15 protein-coding genes and 1 CRISPR repeat array are annotated in these 20,557 nt (G+C 66.9%); of the genes, 6 read left to right on the forward strand and 9 right to left on the reverse strand.

What is annotated here, in order from left to right; all coding sequences use genetic code 11:
• Positions 1-2: 2 nt before the first annotated feature.
• The 4 genes from cas7e to RUU78_RS09225 are packed head-to-tail and all read left to right on the forward strand — an operon-like array spanning position 3 to position 3,103.
• Positions 3-1,079: a type I-E CRISPR-associated protein Cas7/Cse4/CasC gene (gene cas7e, locus RUU78_RS09210; protein ID WP_313915855.1), complete on the forward strand. Its 1,077-nt coding sequence runs from the start codon at positions 3-5 to the stop codon at positions 1,077-1,079.
• Positions 1,080-1,086: 7 nt separating this feature from the next.
• Positions 1,087-1,860, forward strand: a complete 774-nt coding sequence (cas5e, locus tag RUU78_RS09215) for a type I-E CRISPR-associated protein Cas5/CasD (protein ID WP_313915857.1) — start codon at positions 1,087-1,089, stop codon at positions 1,858-1,860.
• Positions 1,857-2,612: a type I-E CRISPR-associated protein Cas6/Cse3/CasE gene (gene cas6e / locus RUU78_RS09220; RefSeq protein ID WP_313915859.1), complete on the forward strand. Its 756-nt coding sequence runs from the start codon at positions 1,857-1,859 to the stop codon at positions 2,610-2,612. Before cas5e ends, cas6e begins: the two co-directional genes overlap by 4 nt.
• Before the next feature lie 8 nt (positions 2,613-2,620).
• Positions 2,621-3,103: a hypothetical protein gene (locus RUU78_RS09225; RefSeq protein WP_313915861.1), complete on the forward strand. Its 483-nt coding sequence runs from the start codon at positions 2,621-2,623 to the stop codon at positions 3,101-3,103.
• 131 nt (positions 3,104-3,234) lie between these two features.
• Positions 3,235-6,617: a CRISPR direct-repeat array (repeat unit 29 nt; unit sequence GTGTTTCCCGCGCGTGCGGGGATGAGCCG).
• Positions 6,618-6,675: 58 nt separating this feature from the next.
• Here RUU78_RS09225 and RUU78_RS09230 read toward each other — a convergent pair.
• From RUU78_RS09230 to RUU78_RS09240, 3 genes are all read right to left on the reverse strand, one after another.
• Complete coding sequence (locus RUU78_RS09230) at positions 6,676-7,830, reverse strand: JAB domain-containing protein (protein WP_313915863.1); 1,155 nt, start codon at positions 7,828-7,830, stop codon at positions 6,676-6,678.
• Positions 7,831-8,613: 783 nt separating this feature from the next.
• Positions 8,614-10,068: a DUF4832 domain-containing protein gene (locus RUU78_RS09235; RefSeq protein ID WP_313915865.1), complete on the reverse strand. Its 1,455-nt coding sequence runs from the start codon at positions 10,066-10,068 to the stop codon at positions 8,614-8,616.
• A gap of 144 nt (positions 10,069-10,212) precedes the next feature.
• Positions 10,213-11,865 carry a carboxypeptidase regulatory-like domain-containing protein gene (locus RUU78_RS09240; protein ID WP_313915867.1) on the reverse strand — a complete coding sequence of 551 codons (1,653 nt, stop codon included), beginning with the start codon at positions 11,863-11,865 and terminating at the stop codon, positions 10,213-10,215.
• Positions 11,866-11,952: 87 nt separating this feature from the next.
• On the opposite strand from RUU78_RS09240, the gene lgt reads away from it, so the two are divergent.
• Entirely contained in the window at positions 11,953-12,828 is an 876-nt protein-coding gene (gene lgt / locus RUU78_RS09245; protein ID WP_313915869.1) for a prolipoprotein diacylglyceryl transferase, read from the forward strand.
• Between the two features lie 18 nt (positions 12,829-12,846).
• On the opposite strand, the gene RUU78_RS09250 is transcribed toward lgt, so the two are convergent.
• The 6 genes from RUU78_RS09250 to RUU78_RS09275 all read right to left on the reverse strand — a co-directional run bounded on the left by RUU78_RS09250 (position 12,847) and on the right by RUU78_RS09275 (position 18,390).
• On the reverse strand, positions 12,847-13,545 hold the full coding sequence (locus tag RUU78_RS09250; RefSeq protein WP_313915871.1) for a hypothetical protein: 699 nt from the start codon (positions 13,543-13,545) through the stop codon (positions 12,847-12,849).
• Between the two features lie 133 nt (positions 13,546-13,678).
• Positions 13,679-14,272 (reverse strand): sigma-70 family RNA polymerase sigma factor, encoded by a 594-nt coding sequence (locus RUU78_RS09255; protein ID WP_313915872.1) that lies wholly within the window; start codon positions 14,270-14,272, stop codon positions 13,679-13,681.
• Positions 14,273-14,699: 427 nt separating this feature from the next.
• Positions 14,700-15,716 (reverse strand): magnesium and cobalt transport protein CorA, encoded by a 1,017-nt coding sequence (locus RUU78_RS09260; RefSeq protein WP_313915874.1) that lies wholly within the window; start codon positions 15,714-15,716, stop codon positions 14,700-14,702.
• Between the two features lie 138 nt (positions 15,717-15,854).
• Positions 15,855-16,871, reverse strand: coding sequence for a zinc-binding alcohol dehydrogenase family protein (locus RUU78_RS09265; protein WP_313915876.1), 1,017 nt, complete (start codon positions 16,869-16,871; stop codon positions 15,855-15,857).
• 113 nt (positions 16,872-16,984) lie between these two features.
• Entirely contained in the window at positions 16,985-17,164 is a 180-nt protein-coding gene (locus tag RUU78_RS09270; RefSeq protein ID WP_313915878.1) for a hypothetical protein, read from the reverse strand.
• A complete protein-coding gene (locus RUU78_RS09275; RefSeq protein WP_313915880.1) occupies positions 17,137-18,390 on the reverse strand; it encodes a hypothetical protein in 1,254 nt (417 codons plus the stop codon). The genes RUU78_RS09270 and RUU78_RS09275 overlap by 28 nt, the downstream gene beginning before the upstream one ends.
• A 125-nt stretch (positions 18,391-18,515) precedes the next feature.
• Here RUU78_RS09275 and RUU78_RS09280 point away from each other — a divergent pair, with 125 nt between their 5' ends.
• Positions 18,516-20,555: an EAL domain-containing protein gene (locus tag RUU78_RS09280; protein ID WP_313915882.1), complete on the forward strand. Its 2,040-nt coding sequence runs from the start codon at positions 18,516-18,518 to the stop codon at positions 20,553-20,555.
• Positions 20,556-20,557 lie beyond the last annotated feature (2 nt).

Here is a 20,557-nt window from a genome sequence, read left to right on the forward strand (position 1 = left end):
CCATGTCCCGATTCCTGCAGTTGCATTTCCTGACCAGCTACGGCCCGGCCAATCTCAATCGCGATGATCTCGGCCGCCCCAAGACGGCGTTTTTCGGCAACGCCCAGCGCCTGCGCGTCTCCTCGCAAAGTCTCAAGCGCGCCTGGCGTACCAGCGAGCTGTTCGAAGCAGCGCTCAAGGGCCATGTCGGCAAGCGCAGCAAGCGTTTCGGCCAGGAGCTGGTCGGCATCCTGCGCGAAGCCGGTGTCGCCGAGAAGCAGGCCATCGAATGGACGGCGGCGATCATGGCGCAGTTCGGCAAGCTCGAAACGGTCAAGTCCGGGAAGAAAAGCGAAACGGCAGAGTCCGCGCTCAAGGCCGTCGATCTCACGACGCTGCTGTTCCTGAGCCAGGACGAGATCGCGAACCTCGGTGCTCTTGCGCGCAAACTGGCGGCGGAAAAGCGTGCTCCGCTGGCCGAGGAACTCAACGCGTTGCGTGCGAAAGGCAAGGCCGCGGATATCGCGATGTTCGGGCGCATGATCGCCGATCATCCCGGCAGCAACCTCGAGGCCGCCGTGCAGGTGGCGAACGCGATTACCGTCAATTCGACGGAAGTCGAGGATGACTATTTCTCCGCGGTCGACGATCTCAATACCGATGCCGAGACCGGGTCGGCCCATCTGGGCGAAACCGGGTTCGGTGCCGGCGTTTTCTACAGTTACCTTTGTGTTGATCGCGAGCTGTTGCGGGAAAACCTGGACGGTGACGACGACCTGGCCCGGCGCGCCATTGCGGCGTTGGCCGAATGCGCGGCTACCGTGGCACCGCGAGGCAAACAGGCGAGCTTCGCGTCGCGTGCATACGCACTGTATGGCCTCGCCGAGAAGGGCGACCGTCAGCCGCGTTCCTTGAGCATGGCGTTCCTCAAGCCTGTCGCCGACCAAAACCTGGGACATGATGCGATAGCGGCGCTGGAGGCTGCACGCGACGGGCTCGACGCCGTTTATGGCGCGCATGAGCGCCGCTATGCCTTCAACGCGCTCAAACCCGAAGGCAAGTTCGCCGAATTCCTGCAGTTCGCCAGTGCCGACGAATGAGGTTGCCATGAACTGGCTGCTGTTTACGCTGGCCGCACCGCTGGTCAGTTTCGGTCGCGCGGGACCGCTCGAAACCCGCGGGTCGTCACCACTGCCGACGCGATCGGCGCTACTGGGAATGCTCGGCGCCGCTCTGGGGATCCGCCGCAGTGATGCGGCCGGACTTGAGGCGCTGGCGGATACCGTGCGCTTCGCCTGTCGCGTGGAGCAGCCGGGCCGGTTGCTACGGGACTACCACACCATACAGACGCCGTCGCAGTCGCTGCTGAAGAAGGCCCCGCACGCGACGCGCCGGGACGAACTTGCCTTCGACTCAAGTGAACTCAACACCGTGCTTTCCACGCGGGAGTATCACGAGGATTTCCGCGCTACGGTGGGGGTGCACTGTAACGACGCGCAGATCCTGCAGCACTACGCCCGTGCGTTGACCGAACCGAAGTTCGTGCTTTACGTCGGACGCAAGGCCTGCGCGCTGTCCTGGCCTCTTGCGCCGCATCTCATCGATGCCGCGCATTGGGAAGCCGCGCTTGGGCAGTTCGATGAGCGGCGGGCGCAGGAATCCGAGTGCTGGCGCAACGCCGTACGCAGTACGTCGCTGCCCTGGCCGATGAAGCGCACGCAACGCGTCACGCATGCGGTCGAACGCGACCTCGCCGATGGTGTGGTCGACCGCTCGCAGTGGCGAGAGACCATCAGTCGCGATGATCCGCGAGATCGCCTGCGATGGCTGTTCTCGCGCAATACCTGGCTGGAGCGCACCGAAACGGGAGCGGCCGCATGAGTGCCTATTTTTCCGAGGCGGTGTTCAGGCCGACGGCAGCGGCTGACTACCGCGAGCTGGCGAGGCTCGGCAGCGACGTCGACGTGCAGCACAAGACGTTGTGGGGATTGTTTCCGAGTCCCGCCGGAACGGCGCGACCCTTCCTGTATCGGCAGCGCGTCGACGATGAAACCCAGGACGGCAACGCTGCGCGATTCTGGTTGCTGTCAAACGCCCTGCCGGAAGCGCCGGATGTACGCTGGCGCATCCGGTCCAAACCGTATTCGCCGATTTTCCGCGAGGGCCAGCGGCTGCGCTTCGAATTGCGTGTTGCCCCCTCGGTGACCCGCATCGATCCACGACAGGCAGTCAAACCCGGCAAACGTGTGCCGCGTTCGACGCGTTTTGATCCGGTTGCCGTTGCTTTGGCGGCGTTGCCTGCTCAAGAGCGCGCAATCGAACGCCAGCGCTGGGTCGACGGGAAACTCGGGTTGTGGTTGCACGACAAGGCCATGCGTTGCGGCTTCACGTGGGGTGATCCCGACCGCGTCTGCGTCGTTCGTTACGAGGCTGCCTCGCAGGAGCGCAGCGAACGCGAAAACCTGCGCTTCAGCATCGCCGACTTCCGTGGCGAACTGGAGGTCACCGACGCGGCGGCGTTTACCCAGGCTGCGCTGCACGGCGTGGGACATCAGCGAAGTTTCGGTTGCGGGCTGTTGCTGTTGCGGCCTGCGCGCTGTGATGACAGCGACGACAGCGACGATAGCGACTGAGCCGGCTCATGGGCGAGACCATACTGCCACCGCTTACGCCCAGTCCGATCAAGGACAGAGCCAGCATGGCCTGGGTCGAATACGGGCGACTCGATGTCATCGACGGCAGCTTCGTCCTCGTCAGCGAGCAACATGTGCGCACCGTGATTCCGGTCGGCGGCCTGGTCTGCATTTTCCTGGAGCCCGGGACGCGCGTTTCGCATGCGGCCGTCGCACTGGCCGCACGAGCAGGCACCTTGCTGGTCTGGGTCGGCGAGGCAGCGGTCCGGCTGTATGCCGCCGGTCAGCCGGGCGGCGCACGATCGGACCGGCTGCTGTTCCAGGCAAGGCAGGCGCTCGACGAGTCGGCACGCCTGCGCGTAGTGAGAAAAATGTACGCGTTGCGTTTTGGCGAGCCGGCCCCCGAGCGTCGTTCGGTGGTGCGGCGCGAGCCCGTTGACTGGCAGGGACTGCGATTGGTCAGCTTCCATCCGGATCACTCCGAGATCTGACGCCGGCCCGAGGCATCGCGCTAGTCCACCACGTTCTGTCGACGCAAGAATCCTGTGGCGAAAAGCCACCGGCAATCGGTGATTTCTCGAGGCGCTGATTACTCTTTGAAAATCAAAGGGTTGAAATTGGAGTGTTTCCCGCGCGTGCGGGGATGAGCCGCGCGGTGCAACGGTCGGGAACTGGTGTGCTACGTGTTTCCCGCGCGTGCGGGGATGAGCCGGCCCGCAAGATCGCGATAGAGGACGGTGACCGGTGTTTCCCGCGCGCGCGGGGATGAGCCGTCCTCAATGTCCGGGCCCATGACCGTTCCGTCGTGTTTCCCGCGCGTGCGGGGATGAGCCGGTGGTTCACCCGCCGCTGCCGGCGCGCCCGTAGTGTTCCCGCGCGTGCGGGGATGAGCCGACTGCCGAGGCGGTCACCGTATCCTTCGCTGGGTGTTTCCCGCGCGTGCGGGGATGAGCCGCACCTGCGGTTCCGCCTCTACAAGGGCGCGGAGTGTTTCCCGCGCGTGCGGGGATGAGCCGGGGATAAGCCGCGAGCAGTGAGACGAAGTGGAGTGTTTCCCGCGCGTGCGGGGATGAGCCGTCCTGCGCCATCCTGGCGCTGCGAGAGATGCGGTGTTTCCCGCGCGTGCGGGGATGAGCCGGTGTTGATCAGTGCGTGGGTACGCAACGTCACGTGTTTCCCGCGCGTGCGGGGATGAGCCGTCGGCGCGCATCGGCTACACGAAGATGATCGTGTGTTTCCCGCGCGTGCGGGGATGAGCCGGCGTTGGTGCGGGCGGTGCGTGCCGTGTCCCCGTGTTTCCCGCGCGTGCGGGGATGAGCCGCTGCGGATGGCGCGATGGCGGTGTCGGTGCATGTGTTTCCCGCGCGTGCGGGGATGAGCCGGTTGAAATGTCGCCGCACGTTCAGCTCAGCGAGTGTTTCCCGCCCGTGCGGGGATGAGCCGTCCCAAAACGGGGCGCCTGACAGTACGTCGCGGTGTTTCCCGCGCGTGCGGGAATGAGCCGACCGCAGGGGAAGCTCATGTCTTCACAGTTTCGTGTTTCCCGCGCGTGCGGGGATGAGCCGCATCGTGTCCGGCGGATCGCCGATAGTCACGTGTGTTTCCCGCGCGTGCGGGGATGAGCCGCTGCGTGCACAGCTAGACACCGCGGCAAAGCAGTGTTTCCCGCGCGTGCGGGGATGAGCCGAGGTCAAGCTGATCGAGGTATCGCCGGTGACGGTGTTTCCCGCGCGTGCGGGGATGAGCCGCCGCTCACGACCGCCGAGCAGGCCGAGCTGATGTGTTTCCCGCGCGTGCGGGGATGAGCCGACCGACAGCAGGCCGACGAGCGCCACGCCTGCGTGTTTCCCGCGCGTGCGGGGATGAGCCGGAAAAGCGCCTCATCCGGCTCTCGTTCTCGAGGTGTTTCCCGCGCGTGCGGGGATGAGCCGTCGGTATCCGACGCGATCGTCGGCGTTTCCCAGTGTTTCCCGCGCGTGCGGGGATGAGCCGACTGTGCTGCGCAATAGCGCGGCAGCGGGCGGGTGTTTCCCGCGCGTGCGGGGATGAGCCGACCCAGCTCGAAGGAGAGCGGATCAAGGGGCAGTGTTTCCCGCGCGTGCGGGGATGAGCCGCGCTTGAGCCGCTGGGCGCGGCCGTCGGCATTGTGTTTCCCGCGCGTGCGGGGATGAGCCGACCCGGATAGCGAGCGATTCTTCCATTCGACCGTGTTTCCCGCGCGTGCGGGGATGAGCCGGTCAACGTGCCGACGGTGCGCTACGACGATCTGTGTTTCCCGCGCGTGCGGGGATGAGCCGATCGACAAGCTGTCGAAATCAGGCGAGGCCGGGTGTTTCCCGCGCGTGCGGGGATGAGCCGCTCAGGGTCCTGCTCAATCGACAGGACAACATGTGTTTCCCGCGCGTGCGGGGATGAGCCGCAGGTGTGTTGCTTCCTGGCCTTGACCATCTCGTGTTTCCCGCGCGTGCGGGGATGAGCCGTCGCTAACCCACGTTGCGAGCCGCTGCAGTCTGTGTTTCCCGCGCGTGCGGGGATGAGCCGACGTACGAGTTCGAGGGGGCGCGGCGCACGGTATGTTTCCCGCGCGTGCGGGGATGAGCCGACGATCGCTTCGTAGAGCCGCGACCGAGCCAGAGTGTTTCCCGCGCGTGCGGGGATGAGCCGGTAGAAAGTCGATCCGAGATCGTCACCGCAATGTGTTTCCCGCGCGTGCGGGGATGAGCCGGTGCCACCGCCGTCGACGCTGATGAGGGTCACGTGTTTCCCGCGCGTGCGGGGATGAGCCGCTGATCGAGTACCGCACCAAGACGCCGAGCGCGTGTTTCCCGCGCGTGCGGGGGATGAGCCGCGGTCAGCCCGGGCGCGTAGTCGGTGCGCACCGTGTTTCCCGCGCGTGCGGGGATGAGCCGATTGCATTGCGCCAGGCCGCAACGGTCTATCCGTGTTTCCCGCGCGTGCGGGGATGAGCCGAATCGCTGCGGCCAGACGTGTGGGGTGGAAGCGTGTTTCCCGCGCGTGCGGGGATGAGCCGTGTTCGACCTGGTTCTTGTGGTCGTACGCAAAGTGTTTCCCGCGCGTGCGGGGATGAGCCGTGACCGCCCTTCACCTGCGCGCATTGCGTGCGGTGTTTCCCGCGCGTGCGGGGATGAGCCGGAAGCGAACGCCGCAAAGACGCGCATTGCGATGTGTTTCCCGCGCATGCGGGGATGAGCCGAGACAGAGCAACGATTTAGCGGATGGGCCGGCGTGTTTCCCGCGCGTGCGGGGATGAGCCGCTCTGCGTCAGCACCAGCTCGCGAGGCATGTTGTGTTTCTCGCGCGTGCGGGGATGAGCCGTGCGGGGCGTGCCACTACACCGGCCTCGTCGCGTGTTTCCCGCGCGTGCGGGGATGAGCCGTCCCTGATCGGCGGCCCCAACGGCGAGCCGATGTGTTTCCCGCGTGCGGGGATGAGCCGGTACGAATGCGGCGCGCTACGCTGGGCATAGCGTGTTTCCCGCGCATGCGGGGATGAACCGGTCGCATTGACAGGATCGGTATCGACGCAAACGTGTTTCCCGCGTGTGCGGGGATGAGCCGTCGCCCAGGTCGAGGTGCAGCAGATAGTCGTGGTGTTTTCCGCGCGTGCGGGGATGAGCCGCTGACGACGCCGCCGGAATCGGCATTGCGCATGTTTCTCCCGCGCGTGCGGGGATGAGCCGAAATTACGGCGTTGCGAATGATGCTCCTGGGTGTGTTTCCCGCGCGTGCGGGCATGAGCCGATGCGCCAGGCGAAATACTCGTGCGTCCAGCCGTGTTTCCTGCGCGTGCGGGGATGAGTCGATCGAAGACACCGTCGTCGAGCTGCACGACAAGTGTTTCCCGCGCGTGCGGGGATGAGCCGGACGGGAAGAACCGGATGGTCAGCCACGCCGCGTGTTTCCCGCGCGTGCGGGGATGAGCCGTGGAACAACACCGTGAGCTGTTCGGGGGTGATGTGTTTCCCGCGCGTGCGGGGATGGGCCGCAATTGAGGGTCGGCACCGCGCCGCCGGCTCCATTACCCCGGTCAGCACCTGACTCCATTACGGCGATCCTGGAACGGCTTCATGGGGGCGGTCGGTGACAGCAGCGACGCCCGACACCGGCGTCGCCGCTGTTGTTTCCGCCGCCACCGCGATCGCCGGTTCCGCCCTGCCCGCCGACGTTTTGGGATTGCGTGGCTTCCGCTTGGGGCGCTTGCCCCGCGGTGGCAGCGGGATATAGCCGATGCTCACTGCATCCAGCGCACTGGGGTCATGCGCGCTGATGGGCTCGGGCGGATCGAGCGTGGTGACGACGAAGTGGTCGAATACGCGCACATCGATCAGCTCCAGCGCCCGGGTAATCGCGCGGGTGATGGCGATGTCGGTGCACGATGGACAGCTGTTGCCGGACGGATGGTTGTGCGCGAAGAAAACCGCGGCGGCATTCTGGCGCAGGGCTGCCTTGACGAGTTCGCGTACGGGGACTGGCGTGTAGGCCAGCGTGCCGCGGAAGAGTTCTTCGAACGCGATCAGGCATCCCCGATTGTCGAGCCAGGCTGCGGCGAATACTTCATGCTCGTACTCGCACAGGCGCAGGCGGAACCAGTTGGCGAGATCGGCATGGTCATGCAGCCGCTCGCCGGGACGACGGGCACGACGTTCGATGGAACGCAGCGCCTGTTTCACGCAGCGGTCGTGCCTCAGATCGGCAGCGGATTTCGCGGGTTTCGGCGAACTCACGGCGACACCTCCTTGCCATGTACACCCAACGATGACGCACTGATCGCGGGCGGTAGCGCCTTCCTTGGCGGCCTGCTCCCGGAAAAGATAGTACAGATTTTCTGTACGTAACGTCAAATATTTTAGGACGACACATGTGGTGCATGTCGCCACACTCGGGCGATGAAAACCTTCGGCGATCGTCTCAAATCCTTTCGTAAGGAGAGCGGGCTTACGCAGGAAGCGATTGCTCTGGAAGTAGGACTGACAAAGAGCGCGGTTTCTCAATGGGAAGCCAACGCGAGCCAGCCAGACTTCGCGTCGCTGCTTGTACTCCGCGATCTTTTGGGCGTCACACTCGACGAGTTGATCGGTGGCGCAAAAGCTACAGATGGAGAAAAAATTCTCCTTTCGGCCCAGGAGCGCGAGCTGATTCAGCTCTTTCGCAAGCTCACGCCGAAGAGGCGCGCTGCGACGCTGCAATTGCTCTCGCATTAGTGCTACCGGCACCGATCGACGGTATGAAGTGCGGAACCGGCGAAGCGTTGTCGGCCGCGATCCGCTGAATTGCGCCGAACTACGTCTTTCTCGCTCTCGACTCGAGCCCGCAGTTGGTCGCCATTTCCTTTCCTGGAAATGCCGGTGGTTGATTTCCACTCATCGTCGATTGATGGTCAGTCAGCGATGACTGATTTCCAGTCATGCCTGAGTGGCAATCAGAGGACGGCGGGTGACGCGATACCCATCGGTGACTGAAAATCAATCACCGCCGGGTGCGGCGCCCATCAACGATGACTGACTTTCACTCGTCGTTGACCGCGGGTCAGTCATCGCTGAGTGGCCATCAGTCAGCCGTGAGTGGCGATTACTCGTCGCTGAGTAGCGAGCCAATCATCGGCGACTGATTTTCAGTCTCGCCTGACTGATTTTCGGGCATCTTGCATGTTCGCCGGGTGTGCCGTGGATGGTCCGGCGGGTCGCAGTGCAGATCGCGCGTATCCGGACAGACGAAAGCCCCGCACGCGGGGCTTTCGTTCGTGCTGCACGGCAGGTCAAGTTTCCGGGTCAGGGCTCATCGGCGGCTGCCGCCATTTTCTGATTGATGCGGCCGGGCGGGTGGGGAAGCTGTTCTCCGCCCAACAGGTTGTAGTTCACCGATCCCGGATGGCGCTGCGCGCCAATACCATGGATTGCTCTTCGGTATAGCCGGCCCGGCGCAGGCGTCCAGGACGGAGCGCGTCACTTCTAATCTGCCGCGTGCTGCCGACCTAAAGCGATTCAGAACAGGCTGAAAGCATCGGCGAAGATGCGATCGCCGGCGCCGGCCGTCAGCGTGATGCTGCCGAGGCGCACGCCGGCCGCCCCGGCGTCGCGCGGACTGTTCTGCAGCACGATGCCGGGCCGGCCCGCGACGGCGTCGGCGATGACGAGGCGCACGGTGTAAACGCCGCCGGCGAGGCCGCTCCACTGCAGACGGCCGCGCCAGGTGCTGGATGCGCCCGGTTCGGCCGTATCCAGCGTGATCGCCAGCGGCGTCGTCGCGCGCACCATGTTGCCGGCATCGAGCAGTTCGAGCCGGGCCTGGGTCGCGTGATACACGGGCGCGCTGCCGCGGTTCGCGAGTTCGAGGCGCCACGGCAACGACGCGCCCTGTGCGACTGGCTCGCCGAGCACGAAGCGATCGACGCTGAGGTCATAGCCGAGCGCACGCTCGATGCGGGCGAGTGGCGTCGCGAAGCCGGGCTGTTCGTGCTTGCCTGCCGGCCCCAGGAAACTGAAGTGGTAGTTGCGCAGCACGGTGATCACGTCGTCGGTATCGCCGGTCCAGGTGTTCTGCTGGCTCGCCGTCGGGCTTTCGCCCGAGACCGGATTGAGGCGCCAGTTCTGCCGCGCCGCCGGCACGACGTTGGCGAGGCCGTATTCCAGACTCCAGTCGCCGCTCGCATCACACAGCGGAAATCCGTAGATGCAGTTCGCCGTGAACGACGGGAAATAGTCTTCGTGGAAGGCGAAATCCGCGCCGACGACGTCGGGACTGCGCGCATAGCGCGTCTGCAGCCGCGCCGTCGCGAAGGCCTGCGTGTATGCGTCGCGCACGGCGACCTTGATTGCGTTGCCGGGGGCGCGCGCGTCGCAGCCGCTCTGATGCCATTCGCCCCAGAGGCCGAGCAGGCCGACCTGTATCGCCGTGATGCGCGGGTCTGCGTCGTAGCGCTGCGCGAGCGCCTGCACGAGCTGCACGGCCTGCGTCGCGAAGGCCGGCGCGTTCCAGTCCGGGGTGCGGCCCGGGCCGTCGCCGTCGCAGCTGGTGTAGTCGAACCCGGCGATGTTCAGCGGCGGCTGTTCGAGGAACAGCGGATAGTCGCGCTCGGGCTGGCCGCCGGTGTAGTGGAACGAGAGCCCGGTGCCGACGCTGTCCGGATAGTCGGCGACGAGGCGCAGCACGAAGGTGGCCTTGGGATCATCCGCGAGGATGGGCTGCAGATGGCGCTGTTCGAAGCCGGCCCAGTCGAACACCTGGTCGGCGGTTTCGAGTTCGCGCCAGGGCACGTAGACGTGGTAGATGCTCGCGCCGTAGTGGTTGTCCGCCACGCCCTGCGCCCAGGTCGTGCCCCAGAGCATGTAGCCCTTGTGCGGATTGTCGATGTCGTCGTTCGTCGACGCCGGCGCGAACTCGAGCGCCGCGGCAGTAGCGCTGCAGAGCAGCAGGGCGAGTGCGGCAATCGCTTTCATCGTAGGCGTCCGAAGGTTTGACGGCGGCGACTGTACGGCGGTTGTCCGCACGACGTACGGCGGCGGGTCACACAACGGCGGCGACGAGGGGATGCCTGCGCGCGAAACCCGCGCCATGAGGCGCAGGCTTCGCGTGCCGGCCCGTCAATTCTCGAAGCGGCTGCGGAAGATCCGATCGCCGTCGAGCACGAAATCGATGCCGTTGGTGGCCTGTCCGGCGCTGACCGTGATCGGCGTGCCGAATGTCTGCGGGCCACTGGACACGCAGGGATGGCCAGAATAAGCCTCGCAGGCGCCGTTGCCGTCGGCGGTCAGGAAATACGTGCCCGGCAGGACGGGTGGCGTCACATAGCTGCCGCTCGCGTCGATGGTGTGCTGCCAGATCGCCGCGCCCGTCGCGGCGGAAAACAGCGAGAGCCGGATCGGCCCCGGCGTCACGGCGGTGGTCTGGCCGCTCAGCGTGCCGCCGCGTGCGAGCGCGAAGTCGTAGGTCTCGTCGCCGCCTTGTTCGACGGCGAGCAGTTCGCCGCTGGCCCAATCGCAGTCGCGCGGACACGGTCGGTCCGGCCAGATCACGCCCACGGCGTCGGCGGTGCCGTCGGTATGCAGGCGGAACGGCAGGCCCGGCGAGGCGTACAGACGATAGCTGCCGTCGGTCGCCGTCACGGTTTCGATGTGGCTCGGAATCAGGCCGTTGAACAGGTGCAGTTGGCGGACGCGCACGCCGGCGAGCGGCTGCTGCGTCGTTGCGTCACGTACCGTGCCGCGGACGATCGCACCCGGTGTGATCGCGAAATCGATCCCGGCCAGCGTTTCGCCGGCGGCGAGCGTGATGGGCGTGCCTTCGGTGATCATGCAGTTCGTATGGCAGGGGCCAACACCGTAGAGGTGGCGCGAAGGGGCGATGGTGTTGATGCCGAAGGTCGTCGACGCAACGATGTAGTAGGTGCCCGGTGCGAGTCCGCCGGTGCGGTAGTCGCCATCGCCGTCGAAGATGCTGATCATTTGACCGTAGGCATCATGGATTTCGATTTGCGCGGAAACGGGCTGGTTGGTCAGTGCGTCGCGCACGTGGCCGCCGATGGTCGCGCCTGGAGCCAGGTCGAAGTCGACGGCGTTGCGCACTTCGCCGTCGCCGAGCACGACGATCTCGAACTGCTGCATGCCCAGGGTCGCGGGCGAATCCTGATGGTCGTAGCACTGCATGCGCAGCGACGACGATGGTCCGTAGGTGCAGACGCGGTAGTTGCCCGGGCGCAGACGGCCGATGTCGTACAGGCCCTGGGCATCGATCAGGTCGTCCAGGCATTCGAAGTAGTCGCCCTGGCCGCTGATGTCGCGGCAGGCCATCACATAGACCTCGTTGCCCAGCGGAATGCCTGCGGAGACCTGGCCTGAGATCATGCCGGGGCGTGCCAGCGCGAAATTGATCTGCGCCGCGCCGGGTGTCGCTGGCAGGTACTGCTGTTCCGGGAAATACGGATCGAGACTGGCGACCAGGAAGCAGTGATCGTCGCAGTCGGCGGTCAGCGTGTAGTGGCCGGTCGGGCTGGTCGCGGTCCGCGTGACGAGGGTCGGGAGCGGGAAGCCGGGCGCGTAGAGCGCGACGTCGGCACCGGCGGTCGGCGTCAGTAAATCCAGCTGGGTCACGCGGCCGCTGAGGTGATAGATGGCCGCGGAGGCCGGGCCGACGGAGAACAACAGGAACAGCGACAGCAGCAGGCGGCGCAATGACATGTGCGGGGGCAGCATCGGATGAAGGCGGCGCAGCATACCGGCCGGGCGCCGTATCGTCATGGGACTCGCGCAAACCGCCGGCGAAGCGACTGGACGCCGCGCCGCATCTGCCCAAGAATCCGCGCTTCGCTCGCCGCCGGATACACCATGCCCTATTTCCACGACATCAATCCGATCGCGCTGTCGCTGGGTCCGGTTTCGATTCATTGGTACGGGCTGATGTACGTGCTCGCCGGGTTGTTTGCGTGGTGGCTCGGCAAGCGTCGTCTCGCGCAGGGGCGGCTGCCGGTCACTTATGAGCAATATGCCGACCTGATCTTCTACGGAATGATCGGCGTCATCCTCGGCGGGCGCATCGGCTACATGCTGTTCTATGGCTTCGCGCAGATCCTCGCCGATCCGGTGTCGCTGCTGCGCGTCTGGGAAGGCGGCATGTCGTTCCACGGTGGGCTGCTCGGCGTGCTGGGGGCCGCGGCGTACTGGTCGCGCAAGAACCGCGTGCATTTCTTCGACACGATGGATTTCGTTGCGCCGCTCGTGCCCATCGGCCTGGGCTTCGGCCGCCTCGGCAATTTCATCGGTGCCGAGCTCTGGGGCCAGAAGACCGATCTGGCCTGGGGCGTGATCTTCCCGCGCACGCTGGATCACCTGGGCAAGACGCGCGACGAACTGCTGGCCATGTATCAGGCCGGCCAGCTCAACCACGAGGCGCGGCATCCCTCGCAGCTGTACGAAATGCTGCTCGAGGGGGTGCTGCTGTTCGTCGTGCTGTGGCTGTTTTCGGCCCGGCCGCGGCGGCGCTATGCGGTTTCCGGCTGGTTCGCGCTGCTCTACGGCATGTTTCGCTTCAGTGTGGAGTTCGTGCGCGAACCTGATGCGCAGCTGGGTTATCTGGCGTTCGGCTGGGTCACGATGGGGCAGGTGCTGTCGTTGCCGCTGATCCTGCTCGGTATCGGCCTGCTGGTCGCCTCGCGCCGGCAGCCACTGCCGGTCGGTGTCGCCGCTCCTGATTCCGGCCGGTAGGCGGGACCGGCGCGGCCGCTAAGGCGCAGTGCCGGTGCGCTGCAGCACGAAATGGCGGTCCTGGTCCTCGCTGCGGCTGCCGTCGTTGCCGATCGCGATCAGGCGGGCGTGATAGCGGCCCTCCGGCAGCGCAGCCGCGACCAGGGTGACGGATATCCGGGCGTCACTTTCCGGCATCAGGTCGGGAAAGGCGCGCGTGCCGCCGCCGGGCAGGTCCAGCTCGAAGACGTAGTTGCGCACGGTATCCCGGCGCGGACGCGTGAACTGCAGCGCGAGCTGCGGCGCGTCAGCCTGCAGCGCGATCACCACTTCCTCCGCTACCGGCCCGCGCGACGTGCCCAGGGCTTCGAACTGGGTCTTGCCACCGATGGTGCCTGTCGTTGATGCGGTGTCGGTAGGGGGGGGAAGCGAAGACGGAGCGGGGCTACGCGCGATCGCGCCGATCAGCACGCCGGCCACGAGGCTGGCGGCCAGCGACAGCCACTGCGCGGCGGCCGCGCGACGCGGCGGGAACGGCACCACGGTCTTGCTGCCGGCGGCGCTGCGGCGTGCCTCGATCTCGCGCAGGCCTTCGCGCAGCAGGCGCTCGGCATCGACGGCTTCGGCCAGGTCCGGGTCGTCGAACAGCGACAGCTCGAACGCCTCGAGTTCCTCTTCGCTCAGCGTTCCGTCCAGATAGGCGCGGATACGTTCGCTGGCAGGCGCGGCGAGGTTCATCGGAGCCTCCGCGGCAGTAGTCCGCTGGCGGCGTTGTGTTCAGGGTGATTCATACGGTTTCTCCACCAATTCGATCGGCTGCGGCCGTTGCGAGACGGCGGCAGGCACGGGCCAGACACGCGCGTGCAGCCGCTCAGCGGTAGCCGCGGCGCTTGTCCAGCAGTTCCTTCAGGCGCACGCGTGCGCGATGCAGCACGCGGTCGAAATGCTCGGAGCTCAGGCCATAGTGCTGGCACAGCGCCACCTTGTCCTGGCCGTCCACGAGGTAGCGTCGCAGCAGGTCGCGGTCGCGTTCCATCGGCAGTTCGTCCATGAGCTGGCCGATCATCGAGACCAGCTCGTCGAGCTCCACCGAGTCCGACGGGCCCAGCGCCTCGTCGATGACGATGTCGATGCTGTCGTTGTCGTTGTCGGTACGCTGGCGCAGGTACTTGCGCCGCTCGCCGTTGGCGAGGTTGATCGCGGTCTGGCGCAGGAATCCGCCGATGCGGGTGGGCTCGTGGATGCCGTTGTCGCGCATGCGCGCGATCACGACGATGAAGGTTTCCTGGGTCAGATCGTAGACGCGGTCGGGCTGCACCCGCTTCTGCAATACCAGGGTGACGGTACGCTGATGGCGGCGTACGAACGTCGTTTCGGCCTGCCGGTCGCCGCGGGCAACGCGAGCGGCGAGATCGGAGTCGATGGTCGACGTCGGTTCGGGCACAGGATCCAGGCCATTGGTCATGCGGAGGGTTCGCAAGCATGAACTTCGGTTCGATCCTAACCAAACTGTTAAAAGCTGCAAAGCTGTGCGGTCCGCCTCAACAATGCAAAAGGCCATTCCAGGCCCGCCCGGCCGGTTCGACGATGCCCGGCGCGGCCGGGCGTGCCAGCTCCCCGGGTGACGGAACTGGCGGCGTGGCGCGGTGGCAATGGCGGGTTGCGGAGATGGCATGGGACCGGGTTCCGATAGGCGGGAATTCGCGCGCGGTGGCCTGATCCTTCCCCCCGGACCCGCAGGATCAGCCGACGCTCGACAGAGGTTGACTGCCGCCATTGCCGTCATCCTCGCAGCGGCGCGCCAGGTCCGTTCAGCTAGCGGTCATCGGATGGTGAGCCCCGGGGAACCGTCCCGGCCGCGAATGCATCGTGTCAGCGGACGCGGCGGCGGCTCAGAGCCATTTGGCCCGGCGCAGCACGAACAGCAGGCCGGCGATGACCGCGACCGTGCCGGCAATGAAGTAGTAATAGCCGTTGCCGAGCTCGGGCATGTTCCTGAAGTTCATCCCGTACCAGCTCGTCAGCAGGGTCGGTGCGGCCAGCAGGGCGGCCCAGCCAGCCAGGCGCTTGACCACTTCGTTCTGCGCCACCGTCACGAGCGACATGTTGACGCTCATGGCGGCGGTCAGCATCTCGCGCATGGTGTCGGTGGCTTCGTTGATGCGCGCGGCGTGGTCGGACACGTCGCGAAAATACAGCCGCACGTCGTCGCGGATCAGGTTCGGATGAAAGCGCATGAGCTGGTTGAGGATGTCCTGCAGCGGCGCGACGGCCAGACGCAAGGTCACGAGTTCCTTTTTCAGCTCGTACAGGTTGCGGATGGTGTCGCGCTTGAAGGTGTCCTCGAAGATGTCCTGCTCGAGTTCCTGCAGCTCCGTGCGGAAATCGCGCACGATGGGCAGGAAGTTGTCGACGATGAAGTCGAGCACCGCGTAGAGGCCGTAGCTCGGCCCGAGTGCCAGCAGTTCCGGCGACTGCTCGCAGCTGCGTCGCGCCGGCTGGTAGGACAGCGAGGCGCCGTGGCGCACGGTGACCAGGTAGTTGCGGCCGAGGAAGATATGGGTCTCGCCGAACGCGATCTTTCCGGCGACGGCCTGGGCTGTGTGCACGACGATGAACAGCGAGTCGCCGTAGACCTCGATCTTGGGTCGCTGGTGCGCCGCGTGCGCGTCCTCGACCGCCAGCTCGTGCAGATCGAATTCTTCCTGCAGGCGTTCGAGCAGGCTTTCGTCGGGCTCGTGCAGGCCGACCCAGACGAAGTTGCTCTTGTCCTTGAGCACTTCGCTGATCTCGGCAATGGTGATGTCGCGCAGGCGCTGGCCGGTTTCGGTCGAATACGCCACACAGTTGACCACCATCGCATGCGGGTCCACAGGCAGGGGCGGGTGGGAGCTGGGCGCGATGTTCATGGGCGGCTCGGCGGGCAGGGCGCGGCAATGATGCCGCAACGAGCGTGGGAATCGGGAATCGGGAAGGGGGAATCGTCAAATCAAGGCGCAGACGTTCCGCTTCGCTTCTGCGATTCCCCATTCCCGATTCCCGGCTTCTCAGCCGCCGAAGCCCTCCAGCACGATCTTGCCGCGCGCCGTGCCGCTCTCGATCAGGGCGTGGGCGCGGCGCAGGTTGGTGGCGTTGATCGTGCCGAAATGCTCGCCTACGGTGGTCACGAGCGTGCCGTTGTCGATGAGGTCGGCGACCGCGCCGAGCAGGTGGTGCTGCTCGATCATGTCCGGCGTCTGGAACAGCGAGCGCGTGAACATCAGTTCCCAATGCAGCGACAGCGCCTTGCGCTTGAGCTTCATCACGTCCAGCGGCGTGGCCGGATCGTCGATGAGGCCCAGGCGACCCTGCGGCTTGAGCGCCTCGACGATCGCGTCGAAGTGCTGGTCGGTGTGGGTCAGGCTGGCGACGAAGTCGATCTGATCGGCGCCGATGCGTCGCAATTCTTCGCCGAGCGGCCTGGAATGATCGATTACGTCGTGCGCGCCGAGCGACTCGACCCAGCTGCGCGTTTCGGCGCGCGACGCCGTGCCGATCACGCGCAGGCCGGTCAGGCGACGCGCGAGCTGCACGAGGATGGAGCCCACGCCGCCGGCAGCTCCGGTCACGAGCAGGCTCTCGCCGCTGCTGTCGCGGCGCACCTGCAGACGGTCGAACAGCAGTTCCCAGGCAGTGATCGCGGTCAGCGGCAGCGCGGCCGCCTGGGCGAAATCCAGGGTCGCGGGCATGCGGCCGGCGATGCGTTCGTCGACCAGTTGCCGCTGCGCATTGGAGCCGCCGCGGGCGATGGAGCCGGCGTACCAGACGCGGTCGCCGGGCTTGAACAGGCTGACCTCGGCGCCGACTGCACGCACCACGCCGGCGGCATCGAAGCCGAGCACGCGCGGCTGTCCGTCCGTGGGCGCGGCATTGCGGCGCAGCTTGGTGTCGACCGGATTGACCGACACGGCGCGCACGTCGACGAGGAGATCGTGTGGGCCCGGCTCGGGTTCGGGCAGATCGAGTTCGACCAGCGCGTCAGCCTGGTCGATGGAGAGATTCGTGTAGTAGCCGATGGCTTTCATGTCAGTCCTTTCAGGGGTGTGTGCGCGGCTCAGGCCGCAGAGGCGTAGGCGGGGTAGCTGGTATAGCCGTGCGCATCGCCGCCGAACAGGCCGCCGTCGAATGCGGCCAGTGGCTAGCCAAGGCGGAAGCGGGCAGGCAGGTCGGGATTGGCGATGAACGGGCGGCCGAAGGCGACGAGGTCGGCGAGCCCGCAGCCCACGATGGCGCCCGCACGCGACTGGTCATAGCGGCCGGCCACGATGAGCCTGCCGGCGTAGGCGAGGATCAGCGCGGCGCGGCGTCCGCACCGCACAGCCGCGCGTTGCGCGCGCGTTCGCCATGGCGCAGCGTGCGTTCGAGATAGAGACGTCCCGCGGCGGCGCGCTCGGCCGGGGGCATCGTTGCGTCCAGCTGCTGCAGCGCATGCAGATCGACGAGCAGCATCGCATCGTCGGGCCGCGGCGAATCGACATAGCAGCCGTGCGCGTTGAGCCATACGCGCCAGGCATGCCAGGCCCAGGCTTGCGCCGGCGCGGCACGCGTATCTGCGCGGGCCAGCTGCGCGTCGATGGCCGCGTCGGCGCCGAGTTCGGCTGCGCGCTGCTGCCACGCCGGCGCGAGCGCCGGCTGCGGCGCGAGGCGACCGTAGCCATGAGTGAGGACGCTGGCGGCGAACTCGACCTGACCGTCGTCGCGTTCCGCCAGTTGCAGCAGCAGGCGCAGGCCGGCTTCGTTCTGCGCCGGGCCTTCGTCGCTGAGCAGCTGCAGCACGAGTACGCGACCGACGCGGCTCTGCGACTGGCTTTCCCAGAGTGCACGCAGTCCCTCGCGCAGCCGTGTCAGCAGGTCCGGTGTCGGTGGTTCCAGCTGTTGCTGCGCGCGCAAGGCCTCGAACGCGTCCGCGGTGGCGCTGCCCGCGTAGGCGCGGCGTGCGGCATCCAGGCGCTGCTGTGCGTCGCGCCAGGCCGCGCAGCGCTGCTGGCGTTGTGCAAGCCGCTGCACGCGCGCTTCCAGGCTGGCGCGCGCGAGCGCCTGCGCCGCGGCTTCCAGGCCGCGCAGCAGTCCGGTGTCGAGGGTCGTCGGCGCCGCGGCCGTGTCCGTATCGCTGCAATCGTCGTGCAGGTCCGCGGCCGCCGCCGCGGCCGCGCGCTCGCCGCGCTGAATGCCTTGCGTGACGGCTTCCATCGATTGCGCCGGCGTCCTGTCGGGCCTCAGCCCACCGAGCTGTCGACGCTCCTGCGCCATGGCCGCGGCGTCGAGGTTGCGGCGCCACTGCGGCGGCGAGAACGCGCGCCGCGGATCGGTGGCGGCCTGCGCGCCGCCGGCCTCGTCGTTGGCGTCGCCTGCGTCGGCAGAAGCTGAAGCCGGCGCGGCCTCGGTCGGCATGGGCGGTGCCTCCGGCGGCGTCACTGCGGCGCGCGTGCGCGGTTCCGGGCGCAGGGGCGCAGGCTGCAGTGCCCAGGCGAACAGCGCGACGTGCAGCGCCACGACGGCGAGCAGCAGCGGATAGTTGATACGGGACGCAGGAGGTTCGCGCATGGGCGCCGCGGCTGGCCGGAGAAGCGCCAGCCTAAAGCAACCGGCGCGTCGCGCGCACCGGCCGGTGCGCGATGCCGGTGCGCGACCGGCTACACTCGGGACCGCCCGCCCTGCAGGTTGCCCGCGTGGAACTCGACCGCCCGCCGCGCCGTGATCGTCTGAGTACCCGCCTGACCCGCATCGTGCTGCTGAGCACCTTGTTGATCGGCGGCGCGCTGTCGCTGGTGCAGGTGCTCGCCGACGCGCGCAACCACAGCATCGAACTCGATTTTTCCGGCCAGCAGGCGCTGACCACGCTCAAGCGCGCGGCGACCGAATCGGTCTACGAAATCGATGCCGAACTCGCCGGGCAGGTACTCGAAGGCCTGTCCGCATTTCCTGGCGTATATCGCGCCGAAATCCGCATGTTGCCGTCCACCGTGCTCGCGCAGCGCCAGGGTGAGTTGTTGCGCAGTCCGTGGCGCGGGATCAGTGACACCCTGTTCGGGGCCGAGCGCGAGTACCGCGAGACGCTCATCGATCCGCGCAATGGCGCGGCGCTGGGCGAACTCGGTGTGCGCGTCGATACCTATGTGCGCGGGCGCGATTTCCTCGCTCGCACCGGTCTGGTGTTCGGCGTCGGGCTGGCCTGGGCCGCACTGCTCGGGCTGGTCCTGCTCGCCGTGGTCAATCGCGTGCTGACCCGGCCGCTCGAACGTCTGGCCGGCGAGCTCGCCGACAGCGATGCACTGACGCCGGAGACCGTGTCGATCAAGGTGCCCGAGAACCACGAGCACGACGAGCTGGGCCGTCTCGCCCGCGCGGTCAACAACCTGCTCGCAGGCATCCGCGAGAATTTCGCGCGGCGCTCCGAGGCCGAAGCACGCGCCAACTATCTGCAGCAGTTCGACGACCTGACCAACCTGCCTAACCTTCATCTGCTGATGACGCGACTCGGCCACGCCGTCGCCACGGCCGCCTCGCGCGGTGCGCCGCGTGCCTTGCTGATCGTGGACCTGTGCGATCTGCGCCGGATCAACGACACCTATGGCCGCGCCACCGGCGATGACGTGCTGCGCGAGCTCGGCCGGCGCCTCGATGCGATCGACGGCGTATTCGTCGCGCGCGTCGTCGAGGACAAGTTCGCGCTGCTGCTGGACGAAGGCGCGTCGCGGGCCGCGGTCGAACAGCTGCTGGCCGAAGTCAAGGCGAGCCTGGCCGCGCCGCTGGTGCTCCCGTCCGGCCAGTTCCAGCTCGACGTGCGTGCCGGCAGCGCGGTCTATCCCGACGATGCCGACAGTGCCGAAAGCCTGCTGCAGAACGCCGAATCCGCCCTGGCCCAGGCCAAGGGCGATGGCCTGCGCAGCGCCGTATTCTTCGATGCCGCGCGCGACGACGAGTCGGCGACGCGCCGGCGGTTGAGCCAGGACCTGCGCCGTCACGCGATCGGCGACGAACTCGAACTGGTCTTCGATCCGCTGGTGGCGGCGCGCAATGGTCGTGTGCACGGGCTCGAAGCGTTGCTGCGCTGGCAGCATCCGGAGTTCGGCCTGCTGCGTCCGGCGAGTTTTATCCGTCTCGCGGAAGAAAACGGCACGATCCAGGCGCTCGGCGACTGGGTACTGCAGCAATCCTGCGCGCGCGCCGTAGCGTGGCGCGCGGCGGGACATACGCTGCCGGTGTCGGTCAATGTGTCGGGCGTGCAGTTGCGCGAACGCAACCTGCACGAACGCGTCGCGGCGGTGCTCGAAGCCAGCGGCCTGCCGGGTTCGGCGCTGGAGCTGGAGATCACCGAGACGGCCATTGTGGACAATATAAAATATGCCGCGGAATCCCTGCGCCGCCTGCGCGCGCTCGGCGTCGGCATCGCGATCGACGACTTCGGCACCGGCCATGCGTCGTTGGGTTATCTGAAGGAACTGCCGGTGACCAAGCTCAAGATCGACATGAGCTTCGTGCGCGACGTGCTCACCGATCTCAGCGACGCGACCATCGTGCGCGCGATCGTCGGCCTGGGCCACAGCCTCGGCCTGCAGGTCGCCGCCGAAGGCGTGGAGACGCCCGGGCAGCGCCGTTTTCTCGAGGACATCGGCTGCGACCTGCTGCAGGGCATGCTGTTTGGCTGCGGCCTGCGCGAGAGCGATGCACTGGGCTATGCGCGGCAGCGGCAGGTGATCGCTGGCTGAGT

It is taken from the genome of Tahibacter sp. (assembly GCF_032229445.1).
In the GTDB taxonomy this organism is placed as follows: Bacteria; Pseudomonadota; Gammaproteobacteria; order Xanthomonadales; family Rhodanobacteraceae; genus Tahibacter.